Here is a 13199-nt window from a genome sequence, read left to right on the forward strand (position 1 = left end):
CTGCTCCTTCTTAACGAAAAGCCCTCGGACCGATCCGGGGGCTTTTGTTTTGAGAGTTAAAATCTCGGCTGCTTGTCGAGCCAGCGCCGCAGCATCCGCACATTGCGGATATTGGCGCGGAACATCACGTCGAAGGCATCGCCCGCCACCGGCACCATGCCGATCACGCCGTCGACGGCGACGTTGGCAAGCATCCGCGCGGTGATGTGCCAGGGCGCGCCCAGCAACCGGGCCTCGCGCACCAGCCACAGCGAGATCGCGGTGGTGATGATATCGCCGACCACGGGGATCAGGCCGATCAGCCCGTCGATGCCGTAGCGCACATTGGTGCCCGGCACGATGAAGGCGACGTCGAGCAGCTTTGCGATCATCTCCAGCCGCGCCAGCCGCTGCTCGCGGGTCAGATTGCCGAACGGATTGGCGGTGGAGTTGCGGAAGTCGAACTGGAAGCCTTCCTGAAAGGCTCCCTGAAAACCTTGGAACTGCGGATGCAGCGGGCCGTCGGCGAGCTCGCGCCCGTCCTGGTCGATGACCTTGCTGCGCGCCTGCGCGCCGCCAAAAGGCGGCCGCGATCGCGCGGCGTGGGGCGTGAAGATGTCGTCCTCGGGCATGGCCATCACTTGGTAACGCAGGCAGGCGGTTCAAGTTGCGTCACATTACCACTGTGTCACCTTCAAGGCCTGTTACCTCAAGGCTCTGCCGTGCTCGCGTTCAGTAGACGCCCTTGTTCATGGTTCTAAGGCGCTGCGCCAGCGTCCGCATGACCTTCAGGGCAAAATGCGGCGTCTGGCTCACGAGGAAGAGAAACTGCTTTTCCGAGACCGGGACGAGCTCGACATCCGTGAGCGCCGTGGCGGTCGCGCTCCTTGGCTCGTTGTCGATCAACGCCATCTCGCCAAAGATCGTGTCGGGCGCCAGATCCGCCATGGTCTTGTTGCCGACCTGAATGCGCACATAGCCGCTCTTGATCACGAAGAGCTCGTTGGCCTGCTCGCCCTCGCGAAAGATCACGCCGCCGGCCCGGACCAGGCGCGTTTCGATACTGTTGCCTGTCAGAAGGCTGAAGCTTGCATCTGCCACTCGAAATTCCTTTCCCCGAATCCGGACGCAGATCCCGTACGTCCCGGTCGTCTGCAGCGACGGCTGAAATAGATGCGCGAACACAGAATAGAGCAGGCCCGAGATCGGCATCGCCGCTGCCCCGGACGGCCGCGGGTCGCGAGGGCGACGCGGGCATGACATTGGGACTACGTTTGCATGACGATGATATGACAGTTATGTGAAGTGCGCTGGCCGTCCGGCCGTCTGGTGCGCTGACAAGACTACTGCAACGGGTGATCTATTCCGCGCCGTGCGTTGAGCGCGGTCCTGTCCGATCCCGATGCGATCATTCGCCGTTGGGTCAGACGTCGCCGATCACGACTTCTGCTTTTCCCTTGGTAACGAGTAGGCGCCTAGTGCTGCGAAGCCGGCTGCGCCGGCGCGTGCAGCTCTTCGGCATATTTGTGCGCCAGCCAGGACGTGATCACGCCCGGGATGAAGCCGACCATTCCGTACAGGATGAACTGCACCGCGCCGCTTTCGGAGCCGTGCGAGGCGTAGGTCAACGCGGCGCCAACGAACGCCACCGCGCCGACGAGCAGCATCCGCACCACCGGCGCGATCCGCTTCACATGCATCAGGATGTCGTCGATCGCACCGAACATCAGCGACGGCACGATGCCGAACAGATAATTGTATTGCAGCGACTTCACGAACACGACGAGCAGCTTGGTCACCTCGCCGCCACTGGTCTCGGTCCAGTAGCCGGACTGATAGGTGGTCATGAGCAGCAACAGGAAGCCGCCGATGAACGGCCCGATGGCTGCGAAGATCAGATAGCGTTTCATGGCGTCCCCTTGCCCGACGTCAGTCAAGTGTAACGCGGTCGCGCGACGGTTCTAGGGAAAAATCGAAAGCCGCGGCGATGTTCCGGAGCGCCGCGCGTCGAATGCGCTGCAACAGCCGCAGATCTTGCTGCGATACGGAATCGCCCGGACGAAGCCGGGCGATGACATTGCTGGCAACCGAGGCGAGAGCTAGGCCGCTACTCGCCCCACGCGGCGAATGCCTCGTTGAAGGCCCGCTCGCCGGGGGCGCCCTTTTCGATCGCGATGATGGCGCGGCGCTGGTTGGTGTAGACCAGCGGCACGTCGAACCAGGAGCGCTCCTTCAGGAGCTGCAGGTTGCGCGAGCGGTCGGCGTCGACATTGGAGAGGCCGACCAGGAAGAAGCCGTCGGTGACCTTGACCGCGAGCCCGGCCAGCGGCGTGCCGCGCGCCTGCTCGTTCGACTTCATCAGGATGCCCGGCACGTTGCCGACGCCGCCATTAGCGAAGTCCTGCGGCAGGATGAAGGTCAATTCCGCGGTATGGCTCGCCGGCAGCGATGAATCGGTGTTGCGGCGGAACGACATCGTCATCTTGAACTTGCGATCGGGGATGTCGATGTCGGCGCGCACGGCGATGTCGGCCTTCTGGTTGCCCGATCCCTTGACCTGCTCGGTGCGCCAGACCACCGAACCGACATACTGCTTGCCCTTCGGATCCGACGGGTCCTCGTCATACAGCACGACGCGCTGCGCCACCGGGGCGACCGTCTCGCCCGACGACGAGGGCTGGCCGACGCGGTCGGTGATCTTCTTGCTCGCAGGCGTCGACGCGGCATCCTTCGGCGCCTCGACCGGGGCCGAGGATTTGAACAGGCTGCTGACAAGGGTCATGGCCTGCTGCCGGAACAGGATGCCGGTGCCGACCAGGATCAGCAGGATGCCGATCACGATCGCGGTCTTGAACGGGAACATCGACCCGACGCGGGGCGGCTTTTTCGGCTCACGCTCGCCGTTGCCGGCCCGCGACCGCTGCGGCGGCGGACCCTGCGGCGGCTGCGGGGTGTAGCGCTCGGCCTCCTCGATCGACTCGTCGTAGGAATACGGCGCCTCGGGATCGCCGCCGCGATTCTCCAGGCTCGGCTCGAGCCGGTCGAATTCCGGCGAGGGCGACGGCACGTTGGCGTAGGTCTTGCGCGCGTTGCGGCTGGCTTGCGCCGCGGCACGGCCGAGATCGTCGGCGTCGGCGGTGATGTCGCGGAAGCCGCGCACGCCCGGCGATGCCGGCGGCACCGGCGGCGGCGCGCCTTCCGGTCCGCGGCGGGGCGGGCCCGGCCGGGCCGGCGGCGCCTGGGTCTCGGGACCCGGCGGGTTCTGCGGCCGCGCCGGGGCCGGCGGCGGCGCATCGGGACGCAGATTGCGCGGCGGGCGGGGCTCGGCCGGGGGCCGTGGGCGGGCGGCACTGTCGGCGGAAGCGGGCTCGGGCGGCCGGGGATTGGCCCGGCGCAGCGCATCGCTGCCGCGGGCACCGCCACCGGGGCGCGAGGCCTCGCGGGCGCGCTGCGCGGCCTCGGACTCGACCTTGCGAACCGCCTCTTCCAGCGACAGCCGTTCGCGGGTGATCTCGGATTCGGAGAGCGGCGGCTGCACGCCGCGAAGCTGCTGGATCAACGCCGTTCGCGCCCGCGCATACAGCGCACGGCGGGCTTCGCCGGGGGCGTTGGGGTCCAATCCGGCGATGGCGCGGGCGATCAGCGGGTAGTAGTCAGCCATTTCCACACAATTGGAGGGATATAGGTAATATCCCGTTAAGCCTCGAACGGATTCTGTACCAGAATAGTATCTTCACGCTCCGGGCTGGTGGACAGCAGGGCGATCGGACACCCCACCAGTTCCTCGACCCGGCGAACGTACTTGATGGCCTGGGCCGGCAGATCCGCCCAGGACCGCGCATTGGCAGTCGGCTGCTTCCAGCCCTCGATGATCTCATAGATCGGCTCGACCCGGGCCTGTGCGCCCTCGCCCGCCGGCAGATGGTCGATTTCCTTGCCGTCGAGCTTGTAGCCGATGCAGACCTTGATGCTGTCGAACCCGTCGAGAATATCGAGCTTGGTCAGCGCCAGCCCGGCAATTCCGCAGGTGCGGACAGTCTGTCGCACCAGCATGGCATCGAACCAGCCGACCCGGCGCTTGCGCCCGGTATTGACGCCGAATTCCTTGCCGCGACGGCCGATTTCCTCGCCGATCTCGTCGTTCAGCTCGGTCGGGAACGGGCCCTGGCCGACCCGGGTGGTGTAGGCCTTGCAGATGCCCAGCACATAGCCGACCGCGCCCGGGCCTAGGCCGGTGCCGGTCGCGGCCTGCGCCGCCACCGTGTTGGACGAGGTCACATAGGGATAGGTGCCGTGGTCGACGTCGAGCAGCGCGCCCTGCGCGCCCTCGAACAGGATGCGCTTGCCCTCGCGGCGCTTGATGTCGAGCAGCCGCCACACCGTCTCGGCATAGGGCAACAGTTTCGGCGCCAGCGCCGACAGCTCGGACAGGATGCCCTTGCCGTCGATCTCCTGCAGATTGAGGCCGCGGCGCAGCGCGTTGTGATGCGCCAGCAGGCGTTCGATCTTGTGCGGCAGGGTGTCGAGGTCGGCGAGGTCCATCAGGCGGATGGCGCGGCGGCCGACCTTGTCCTCATAGGCCGGGCCGATGCCGCGGCGGGTGGTGCCGATCGAGGTGATGGCGTTACCGGATTCGCGCAAGGCGTCGAGCTCGCGATGCAGCGGCAGGATCAGCGTGACGTTCTCGGCGATCCGCAGATTGTCCGGTCCGACCGCAACGCCCTGCCCCTTCAGCTTGGCGACTTCGTCGAGGAAGGCCTGCGGATCGAACACCACGCCATTGCCGATCACCGCGAGCTTGTTCGGGCGCAGCACGCCGGAGGGCAGCAACGCCAGCTTGTAGGTCTCGCCATTGATCACGAGCGTATGGCCGGCATTGTGGCCGCCCTGGAAGCGCACGACGATGTCGGCCTGTTCCGACAGCCAGTCGACGATCTTGCCCTTCCCTTCGTCACCCCATTGGGCGCCGACGACGACAACATTGGCCATTGCGAAGATGTTCCCTTCAGGTGTTTTCAGACCATGATCGCGGCGAAAACGCGTCCGCCCACAGCGACCTGCATGATATGCCCAGCCTAAATCGCGGCGCCCGGCCGCGCGCACGCAAGGCGCCTACCGGATAAAGGAAGCGGCTCGGCTGCGCAAGCAAGAAGGGGCCCGTTTACGCCTTTTAGACGAGCTACAACCCTTTGATATCCCCATTAAATTCCATGCTGCGCCCGGCCGCGCCAGGCTGGCGGGAATTTAATGTTACGGCAACGTGACGCCAGACGTGCTGCGGATTGATCGCAACTCCTATTACGGCGATCATTCACCTAGATTAACCGGCAGGGTCCATGCCCAATTCGACACAAGCGACGATGGCGCTGCGCAAGCTGGGCATTGCCTTCAAGCTTCACACCTATGTCTACGATTCCAGCGCCGAGAGCATCGGGCTGCAAGCGGCCGAGGCGCTCGGCGTCGACCCGAATCGCATGCTCAAGACGCTGATGGCGGAGGTCGACGGCAAGCCGGTCTGCGCCGTGGTGCCATCCGACTGCGAGGTCAGCATGAAGAAGCTTGCCGCCGCCCTCGGCGGCAGGTCGGCCAAGATGATGCGCCCGGCCGATGCCGAACGGCTGACCGGCTATCATGTCGGCGGCATCAGCCCGTTCGGCCAGAAGAAAAAGGTCCCGACCGCGATCGACGAGACCGCCCTCACCCACGTCACGGTCTTCGTCAATGGCGGCCAGCGCGGCCTGCAGATCGAGATCGACCCGAACGACGCCGCGCTTGCCGCCGGCGCCATGATGAAGCCGCTGGTGGCGACGCAAGACTGAACCTGCGCAAGACTGAACCTGCGCAAGACTGAACCTGCGCGAGACCGATCCGAAGACCGATCGCCGCGATCAGTGCGAGGATTTGTCCCTCATGAACTCCGCGCCGACGAAGTCGGACAGACCGGATAATTCCTCCGCCGTAATATCGTTGACGTTGAGCCGCAGCTGCATGATCGCGAGGTCGAGCAGATGCGCGGCAAAGCTCGCGCCGGCCGCCCTCACGATGCTGCGCTGCTCGATCAGGACAGCGATGACGTCGCGCAAACTGCGCACTTGCACTTGATCCATGGCCCTTTGCCCGGCGCTGGCCGTTGTTAGCTGAGTTGTCATTGGGATACCGATTGTAGTGTGCTGATGGACGCCGCACCCACGGCTGGGATGTACGGCAGATGCTCGGCTTCCTCGCCGAGATGCGGGATGCGCGAGGGCGTCTCGCGGACTTCGATGTCGATGGTCATCGGCGGGGGAATCAGCGTCACCGAGGCTTTCGGCCACGGCGCCGGATTCGGGCTGACGCCGGTGAAGCGATAGGCCGCGGCGATCTCGAGCGCGAGCAGTTGCAGCTCGAGCATCGCAACCCCCATCCCGGCGCAGGCGCGTGGGCCGGCGCCGAACGGGATGTAGGCGTCGGTGTTGTAGCGCCGCGTCATCAGGAAGCGGTCCGGATCCTCGAAATGCCTGGGGTCGCGCTGCAGCTGCCAGGGGCAGATCAGAAGCGATGTGCCGACCTTGAGATCGCGCCCGCCGATCGTCACCGGCTGCATCACCTCGCGCGAGAACCACCAGGCGCTGGGGTAGAGCCGGCAGACCTCCTTGACCAGCGTCGCGCTCAGATTGGCGCGCTTCACCGCGTCAAGTCGCAACTCGCCGTCGTCGCCGAGGCACTCCGCCGCCTCGTCGGCAATCTCGTCCATCAGGGCGGGGTCGGCAGCCATCTGGTAGAACATCCACGCCGCAGTCGAACCTGTGGTGTGATGGCCGGCCAGCAGCAATGTCAGGATCTCGTCCTCGAGATCGCGATCGGTCAGGCCGAGCGCCTCGAGATCGCGCAGCGCGCTGCTCGAGCCGGCTTTGCGGCGCAGGCGTTGCACCACCGTCGACATCGCAAGCTTGGCACAGACCCGGTTCTTGCGCCGCCGATACCAGGCCACCGGACCGAACGGCAACGCGCGGAACATCTCTTCCGCCAGATCGTCCTCGATCGCGCCCACCGCCTGAACCAGGGCTTCCTCGTCGCCGGACGACATCACCTGGGAGCCGAAGATCGCGACGCAGATCGTCCGCAGCGCCAGCATTGCGGTGACATGGTGCGGATCGAACGATCCGAGCCGCGCCAGGCTGGCGCCGACCGCGCGGATCTCGGCGCACATATGCGGCAGGAATTTCTCGACGCTGCCCTTGGCCATGTGCTTCTGCAGCGCCGCCCGCCGCGGCTTGTGCTCCTCGCCGCTCAGCATCAGCGAGCTGCGGCCGAGCACCGGCGAAAGCTTCTTGATCAGCTTGCCCTTGCCGATGTCGGTCTCCGGCGCCTTCAGGATCGGGCGCAGCAGATCGGGATCGTTCACCAGGAAGACGGGCGCAGGACCGAGCCGCAGCGGCACCAGCCCCGGCGCGGACTCGTTGCCGCGCGTCAACAGCAGACGCAGCGGATCACGCTGGAATGCTCGAACGTCCGAGAACATGTGAGGCATCGTGGATCTCCAATTGCCGTCCAAGGTCGAGGAATTTGGTCAGGCCGGGATTGGCGGCGAGACCGAGCGGGATTTCTCCGGCGAGCGCCGTCAGCGGGCGGCCCATGCGATCATTGCCGATCACCTGCGGCGGGCCGTAGCGGCGGGTGCGGATGTCCATGCGGGTGAGAAAACGCTCATAGGAGAGGTCGGCCAGCGCCACCAGCGCCTTCGCTCCGCGCAGCTCCGCGAAGCGGAACATCAGCGCATAGGTCACGCGTGCGGTCTGCGACCTCGCGACACCAGGCAGCACGCCGAAGCGGCTGATCTCCCAGGCATCGCGACGGCTCGGAAAGCGGCGCACCGCAAGCTGCGGGAAGACCGACGCGGTGAGGTAGGGATAATCGGTGCGGATCGCCCGGAAGCCGCCGACGAGTTCGACGCCGGAGAACAACAGGCAGTGCTCGGTATACCAGCAGTCGAACTGATCGCGTTCGGCATCCCCGACCGTGGTCAGAAGCCAGCCGCAATGATCGACGAACAGGCGTTTGCGCAGCCGCAACATCGCCCCGACATGCGCCGGGTCAAGCTCTTCCCTGGTGATGAGTGCATGATAGCCGTCCAATAAATGCGGCATTATCCTTTCCTCCAAATGCAGAACATCTGGAACGAAAGGGGTTAACTGTGGTACCCCCGGAAACCGGGGGTTTTAGTAATGGGCCTGGTAGACGCGATTTCGACCATCGAGGCGTCGGATACCATCGACGAGCTCAGCTCGTCATTGCATCGCGTTGTCCAGAATTACGGCTTCTCGGGCTTTGCCTTTGTCGATGCCGGCCGGCCCGACCTTGATCTGCCCTACCATATCGGCACATTTCCCGACGCCTGGAAGCGGGCGTATGTGCAGAACGAGTTCGTTCATGCCGATCCGGCACTGGCGCGGTCACGACGCACCAACACGCCGTTCAGCTGGAGCAGCCTGAAGCTGCCGGAGCGAAGCGGACGCAAGCGACCGCCCGAGGTCAAGACGATGGATGCCGCCCGGGAGTTCGGATTCAAGGACGGCTTTGTCGTGCCGTTCCACTATCGCGACCGGCTTGGCGCCGTGCATTCGAGCTCGACGGTGTTCTTCTGGGAAGACAAGCCGCGCGACTTCGACAAGCTGTTCGTCTGCCATCGCCATGAACTGCATCTGTTGATGATCTACTGGGTGCAGCGGGCGATGGATATCGTCAACCGCGACCAGCGCAACGCGCCGACCATCCTCAAGCCCGCGGACGCCGCCGAGACCATCAAGCTCACCGGGCGGGAAAAGGAAGTGATCGCCTGGGCGGCGCGCGGCAAGACCGTGGCCGACACCGCGCAGATCCTCGGCATTTCGCCGGAGACGGTGGAAGGCTTCATCAAGCAGGCGCTGCGCAAGCTCGAGGCATCCAACAAGACCCACGGGGTGGCCAAGAGCATCGCGCTCGGGATCATCGATTTGTGAGCGGCGCCGCGCAGCCATCGCGGCGCTCCCGGGGTTGCCGCCATGCCGACCGCATCGCCCAGCCAGGACCAAACACCGCGATCTGTGGCGCGGTCACACATCCGGGTTGGGTTGATCTTCCCGGTCGCCCCCTGATTGCATTCGCGCATGGTCTTGATAATAAGGCCAGGGCCGGATGACGCTGACGCGCGCATCCCAGACCATGGGTGCGCGCTCCGGTGCCCGTCCGGCGCGACTGCCCGGCTGGCGTAGAGACGCGGATCATCCTGCACGTTGCCCGGTACGGCAGGACCCGTTGTCCAGCCGCATGATCCGTAGAAGTCCCATCGCGACGAACCGCTGGTTCATTTGCTACCAACTTTCGTAGCGGAAATGCTGTCCACGGACCTAGCTGGAGATGGTCTGAACGCATCATGAGCACATCACAGGACGACCAGATCGACCAATTGGTGCAGGCGCGCTGGCGCGCAATCGGGCTGTCGCAGGCGGATCTCGCCGAGATCCTGTGCGCCGGCGCCTCCCTGCAAAAGAACGGCGTCGACGGCACGGTGAAAATCGATACCGGTCGCCTGGCGACCGTAGCCGAGATGCTCGGAATCGCCGCCGACATCCTCAATCGCCGGCCGGTCACGGCAGCGCCGGCGCAAGCCGGACAGACGGCGGAATCGCTGCAGTCCCTGCTCGAACTGCGCATGCTGCGGGTGTTTCGCGACGTGCAGGACCCCGACACCAAGCGGATCCTGATCGAGCTCGCCGAGCAGATCGTCAAGCGCCAGACCACGCCGCCAGAGACCGGCTAAGACCAGGCGTTCGATTCCCTGCGCGACCGGTGCGGGGCTGCCCCTGCCAAGCGCCGCCATGTTGCCTTGGTGAAGGGGTCTTCGCGCATGGTCGCGATGCGTCTATCCCCATTGATGGAATGGCGGAATCCGTGTCTGTGATCCGAGCCGGGGAGATCCATACCGGCCCGGCGGTGCCAGCCGGGCAGGCCGCGGCGTCGTGAACCCGGGCCCTCTTTATGTCTGCCTCCGATTCCACCACATCAACGCCTGCGGCCGGCTCCTGGATCGCCAACCAGCCCTATCTGCTGCTCTGCATCACCGCGACGTGCTGGGCCGGCAATGCGATCGTCGGTCGCCTCGCCGCCGGCCACATTCCGCCGGTGACGCTGTCGTTCCTGCGCTGGTCGGCGGCCTTCCTGATCATCCTGCCGTTCGCCTGGAAGCACCTCGTCCGCGACTGGCCCGTGATCCGCAGCAATCTCGGCATCATGGTGCTGATGTCGATCACCGGCATCAGCGCCTTCAACACGCTGCAATACTGGGCGCTGGAGCACACCCAGGCGCTCAACACGCTGCTGCTGCAATCGGCGGCACCGCTGGTGGTCGCGCTGTGGTCGCTGATCCTGCTCGGCGCACGGCTGACGCTGGCACAATTATTCGGCGTGCTGCTGTCGCTCGCCGGCGTGCTGGTGATCCTGCTGCACGGCGATCTCACGACGCTGTCGAAGATCGAGTTCAACAAGGGCGATCTGATCTTCATCGTCGCATTGGTGATCTTCGCGCTGTATTCGGTGCTGACCCTGAAGCGGCCCAAAATCCACGGCCTGTCGGTCGCCGCCTTCACCTTCGGCTGCGGCGCGCTGGTCCTGATCCCGCTCTACATCTGGGAACTCGGCGCGCGTCCGGTGATGCAGCTCACGATCAACAATCTGCTGTCGCTGTTCTATGTCGCGGTGTTCCCCTCGACACTGGCCTATCTGTGCTTCAACCGCGGTGTGCAGCTGATCGGCGCCAACCGCGCCGCGCCGTTCTTCCACATGGTTCCGGTGTTCGGCACCATCATGTCGATCGTGTTCATCGGCGAGCATCCGCAGGCCTTCCATTTCATCGGCTTCGCGCTGGTGCTGGCCGGCGTCTTCGCGGCGTCGCGGAGGCAGAGTGCGTAATTCTCCTCTCCCTCTCCCCGTTCTTACGGGGAGAGGGAGAGGTGGGGTCAGGTGCGGTGACTATCGGCGGCAAATCCGCTATCTGTGGAAGTCTGCTTCGCAGACGGGTTTTACGCATGGCGCGCGCCAGCAATCTCTTGATCGGCACCCTGACGCTGGCCCTGATCGCCGGCTCGCTCGGCGGCTGGCTGGGCTATCAGCGCTATGCCGGTATCAAGCGGATGGTGCCGTTCCGCGTCATCTTCGAGGGCTCGGCCTCCGGCCTGCGCCGCGGCGGCAGCGTCAACTTCGCCGGCGTGCGGATCGGCGAGGTGGTCTCGATCAGGCTCGACCGGCACCGCGTGGTGGCGATGACGCGGATCGAAGGCAACGCCCCGATCAAGAAGGACACCCAGGCCGGCCTCGAATTCCAGGGCCTGACCGGGATCGCCTCGATCTCCTTCACCGGCGGCACCGACGATGCTCCGCCGCCGACGCTCGGCGCCGACGGCATTCCCGAGCTGACGGCCGACGCCGAAGGCACGATGGGAATCCAGGAGAAGCTGCGGGTCGCGCTGCGCAATGTCGACCGCGTCATCAGCGAGAACGAGGCTGACATCAAGGACTCGCTGCTCGGGCTCGAGAACTTCACCAACTCGCTGTCCGGCAATGGCGAGCTGATCGCCGGCTTCATCGACGCCGCCGACGACGGGATCAGCGCGGTCGACGCCAAGATGACCGCGGCCGACAAGTTCCTGAAGAGCTTCGGCAGCGACAAATATGGCGGCGAGCTGCTGCCGACCGTGATCTCGCTGCGCGAACTGATCCAGAGCTTCGACAAGAAATCCGGCGCCATGATCGCCGAGACCCGCAAGACGCTCAGCGACGTCAACCAGTCCGTCAACAAGTTCAACGAGAGATTTGTCGGGCCCGCCGGCAGGCGCTAGTCTGACTTTCCGACCAAGAACCAAGAACAACGGAAACGCTCAACGTGCACGACCGGACCGCAGCCCCCTCTCCGCCTCCCGTAACCGTCAACCGCGCAGCACCCGCCGTGCCGCGGCATCTGCGGCGCTATCTCACGCTCGACGATTTCGAACCGCAGGCGCGGCGGCTGCTGCCGAAATTCCTTTACGGGTACATTTCGGGCGGCGCCGAGACCGATATGGCCCGCACCGACAATCGCCGGGCGTTCGAGGAATACGGCTTCGTGCCGCGGGTGCTGCAGGACGTCTCCGGCCGCGACCAGTCCACGACGCTGTTCGGCAAGAGCTACGCCTCGCCGTTCGGCATTCCGCCGATGGGCTCCTCTGCCCTGTGCGCCTATCGCGGCGACATCGTGCTGACGCGCGCTGCGGCCGGCGCCAACATCCCGATGATCCTCTCGGCCTCCTCGCTGATCACGCTGGAGGACGTTCGCGCCGCCAATCCTTTGGCCTGGTACCAGGCCTATCTCGCCGGCCTTCCCGAGCGGATCGAGCCGCTGGTCGATCGCGTCGCCGCCGCCGGCTACGACACCTTCGTCGTCACCGCCGACGTGCCGGTGCCGCCCAACCGCGAGAACAACATCCGCAACGGCTTCCAGGTGCCGCTTGAGATCACGCCGCGGGTGTTCTGGGACACCATCACCCATCCCGACTGGCTGCTCAACACCTGGGCGCGCACCGTGTTCAATCACGGCATGCCGCATTTCGAGAACATGGACGCCAAGCAGGGCCCGCCGGTGCTGTCCAAGAATTTGATGCGCAACATCGGCAGCCGCGACCAGCTGGCCTGGAAGCATGTCGAGCTGATCCGCAAGCGCTGGCGCGGCAAGCTCGTGGTCAAGGGACTGATCGCGCCGGAAGACGCCCGGCTGGCGCGCGAGCATGGCTGCGACGGCGTCATGGTCTCCAACCATGGCGGCCGTCAGCTCGACTACACCGTCGCCGGCTTGCGCACGCTGCCGGAGATCGCGGCGCAAAAGGGCAACATGACCGTGATGGTCGACGGCGGCATCCGCCGCGGCACCGACGTGATCAAGGCGCTGGCACTCGGTGCGGATTTCGTCTGGGTCGGTCGGCCGTTCCTCTATGCCGCCGTGGTCGCGGGCGAGGCCGGCGTGGCGCGCGCGATCTCGCTCCTGCATGCCGAGATCGACCGCGATCTCGCGCTGCTCGGCATCCGCAGCCTGAAAGAGATCACCCCGGACCTGGTGCGGAAGTTCTGAGACGATTGCATCCGCAACGGGACTACGTCCCCTCCCCCGCAAGCGAGGGCTTTGCGCAATCGGGCGTGCGCGAGTGCAGGCCAGTGTCAGGCCTTTTTTTGCGTGG

The 13199-nt window shown here is 65.4% G+C and carries 14 protein-coding genes; 6 read left to right on the top strand and 8 right to left on the bottom strand.

Going from position 1 to position 13199, the window contains the following annotated elements; translation table 11 throughout:
• Positions 1-56 precede the first annotated feature (56 nt).
• The 5 genes from ACE10X_RS37090 to ACE10X_RS37110 form a co-directional block, all read right to left on the bottom strand.
• Positions 57-617, bottom strand: a complete 561-nt coding sequence (locus tag ACE10X_RS37090) for a DUF4112 domain-containing protein (RefSeq protein WP_038382265.1) — start codon at positions 615-617, stop codon at positions 57-59.
• Between the two features lie 94 nt (positions 618-711).
• On the bottom strand, positions 712-1191 hold the full coding sequence (locus ACE10X_RS37095) for a Crp/Fnr family transcriptional regulator (RefSeq protein WP_016844320.1): 480 nt from the start codon (positions 1189-1191) through the stop codon (positions 712-714).
• Positions 1192-1454: 263 nt separating this feature from the next.
• The gene (locus ACE10X_RS37100; RefSeq protein WP_038382276.1) at positions 1455-1889 is read right to left on the bottom strand and encodes a DUF5413 family protein; all 435 of its coding nucleotides are present in this window, start codon (positions 1887-1889) and stop codon (positions 1455-1457) included.
• A 197-nt stretch (positions 1890-2086) separates the two neighbouring features.
• The gene (locus ACE10X_RS37105) at positions 2087-3640 is read right to left on the bottom strand and encodes a hypothetical protein (protein ID WP_304557029.1); all 1554 of its coding nucleotides are present in this window, start codon (positions 3638-3640) and stop codon (positions 2087-2089) included.
• Positions 3641-3675: 35 nt separating this feature from the next.
• Positions 3676-4968: an adenylosuccinate synthase gene (locus ACE10X_RS37110; protein WP_038382261.1), complete on the bottom strand. Its 1293-nt coding sequence runs from the start codon at positions 4966-4968 to the stop codon at positions 3676-3678.
• A 347-nt stretch (positions 4969-5315) separates the two neighbouring features.
• On the opposite strand from ACE10X_RS37110, the gene ybaK reads away from it, so the two are divergent.
• Positions 5316-5798 carry a Cys-tRNA(Pro) deacylase gene (ybaK, locus tag ACE10X_RS37115; protein WP_038382260.1) on the top strand — a complete coding sequence of 161 codons (483 nt, stop codon included), beginning with the start codon at positions 5316-5318 and terminating at the stop codon, positions 5796-5798.
• Between the two features lie 69 nt (positions 5799-5867).
• On the opposite strand, the gene ACE10X_RS37120 is transcribed toward ybaK, so the two are convergent.
• Genes ACE10X_RS37120 through ACE10X_RS37130 form a run of 3 tightly spaced genes read right to left on the bottom strand, consistent with a single transcriptional unit; the run spans position 5868 to position 8105 of the window.
• Complete coding sequence (locus tag ACE10X_RS37120) at positions 5868-6086, bottom strand: hypothetical protein (RefSeq protein ID WP_016842680.1); 219 nt, start codon at positions 6084-6086, stop codon at positions 5868-5870.
• 38 nt (positions 6087-6124) lie between these two features.
• Positions 6125-7489 (bottom strand): cytochrome P450, encoded by a 1365-nt coding sequence (locus tag ACE10X_RS37125; protein ID WP_375763622.1) that lies wholly within the window; start codon positions 7487-7489, stop codon positions 6125-6127.
• Positions 7449-8105, bottom strand: coding sequence for an acyl-homoserine-lactone synthase (locus tag ACE10X_RS37130; protein WP_080583207.1), 657 nt, complete (start codon positions 8103-8105; stop codon positions 7449-7451). The genes ACE10X_RS37125 and ACE10X_RS37130 overlap by 41 nt, the downstream gene beginning before the upstream one ends.
• A gap of 78 nt (positions 8106-8183) precedes the next feature.
• Here ACE10X_RS37130 and ACE10X_RS37135 point away from each other — a divergent pair, with 78 nt between their 5' ends.
• From ACE10X_RS37135 to ACE10X_RS37155, 5 genes are all read left to right on the top strand, one after another.
• Complete coding sequence (locus ACE10X_RS37135) at positions 8184-8957, top strand: LuxR family transcriptional regulator (RefSeq protein WP_028333478.1); 774 nt, start codon at positions 8184-8186, stop codon at positions 8955-8957.
• Positions 8958-9370: 413 nt separating this feature from the next.
• Entirely contained in the window at positions 9371-9757 is a 387-nt protein-coding gene (locus ACE10X_RS37140; RefSeq protein ID WP_253625436.1) for a hypothetical protein, read from the top strand.
• A 218-nt stretch (positions 9758-9975) separates the two neighbouring features.
• Positions 9976-10905 (top strand): DMT family transporter, encoded by a 930-nt coding sequence (locus ACE10X_RS37145; RefSeq protein WP_038382256.1) that lies wholly within the window; start codon positions 9976-9978, stop codon positions 10903-10905.
• 116 nt (positions 10906-11021) lie between these two features.
• Positions 11022-11831 carry an MlaD family protein gene (locus ACE10X_RS37150; protein ID WP_038382255.1) on the top strand — a complete coding sequence of 270 codons (810 nt, stop codon included), beginning with the start codon at positions 11022-11024 and terminating at the stop codon, positions 11829-11831.
• A gap of 107 nt (positions 11832-11938) precedes the next feature.
• Complete coding sequence (locus ACE10X_RS37155) at positions 11939-13093, top strand: alpha-hydroxy acid oxidase (protein ID WP_038382254.1); 1155 nt, start codon at positions 11939-11941, stop codon at positions 13091-13093.
• The last annotated feature ends 106 nt before the right edge of the window (positions 13094-13199 follow it).

It is taken from the genome of Bradyrhizobium sp. Pha-3, from assembly GCF_042258325.1.
Taxonomy (GTDB): domain Bacteria; phylum Pseudomonadota; class Alphaproteobacteria; order Rhizobiales; family Xanthobacteraceae; genus Bradyrhizobium; species Bradyrhizobium elkanii.

Excerpts from the sequence above, each read along its gene's own strand:
- ACE10X_RS37090 (WP_038382265.1), bottom strand. The coding sequence starts at position 617 with ATGGCCATGCCCGAGGACGACATCTTCACGCCCCACGCCGCGCGATCG.
- ACE10X_RS37095 (WP_016844320.1), bottom strand. The coding sequence starts at position 1,191 with ATGCCGATCTCGGGCCTGCTCTATTCTGTGTTCGCGCATCTATTTCAG.
- ACE10X_RS37100 (WP_038382276.1), bottom strand. The coding sequence starts at position 1,889 with ATGAAACGCTATCTGATCTTCGCAGCCATCGGGCCGTTCATCGGCGGC.
- ACE10X_RS37105 (WP_304557029.1), bottom strand. The coding sequence starts at position 3,640 with ATGGCTGACTACTACCCGCTGATCGCCCGCGCCATCGCCGGATTGGAC.
- ACE10X_RS37110 (WP_038382261.1), bottom strand. The coding sequence starts at position 4,968 with ATGGCCAATGTTGTCGTCGTCGGCGCCCAATGGGGTGACGAAGGGAAG.
- ybaK (WP_038382260.1), top strand. The coding sequence starts at position 5,316 with ATGCCCAATTCGACACAAGCGACGATGGCGCTGCGCAAGCTGGGCATT.
- ACE10X_RS37120 (WP_016842680.1), bottom strand. The coding sequence starts at position 6,086 with ATGGATCAAGTGCAAGTGCGCAGTTTGCGCGACGTCATCGCTGTCCTG.
- ACE10X_RS37125 (WP_375763622.1), bottom strand. The coding sequence starts at position 7,489 with ATGCCTCACATGTTCTCGGACGTTCGAGCATTCCAGCGTGATCCGCTG.
- ACE10X_RS37130 (WP_080583207.1), bottom strand. The coding sequence starts at position 8,105 with ATGCCGCATTTATTGGACGGCTATCATGCACTCATCACCAGGGAAGAG.
- ACE10X_RS37135 (WP_028333478.1), top strand. The coding sequence starts at position 8,184 with ATGGGCCTGGTAGACGCGATTTCGACCATCGAGGCGTCGGATACCATC.
- ACE10X_RS37140 (WP_253625436.1), top strand. The coding sequence starts at position 9,371 with ATGAGCACATCACAGGACGACCAGATCGACCAATTGGTGCAGGCGCGC.
- ACE10X_RS37145 (WP_038382256.1), top strand. The coding sequence starts at position 9,976 with ATGTCTGCCTCCGATTCCACCACATCAACGCCTGCGGCCGGCTCCTGG.
- ACE10X_RS37150 (WP_038382255.1), top strand. The coding sequence starts at position 11,022 with ATGGCGCGCGCCAGCAATCTCTTGATCGGCACCCTGACGCTGGCCCTG.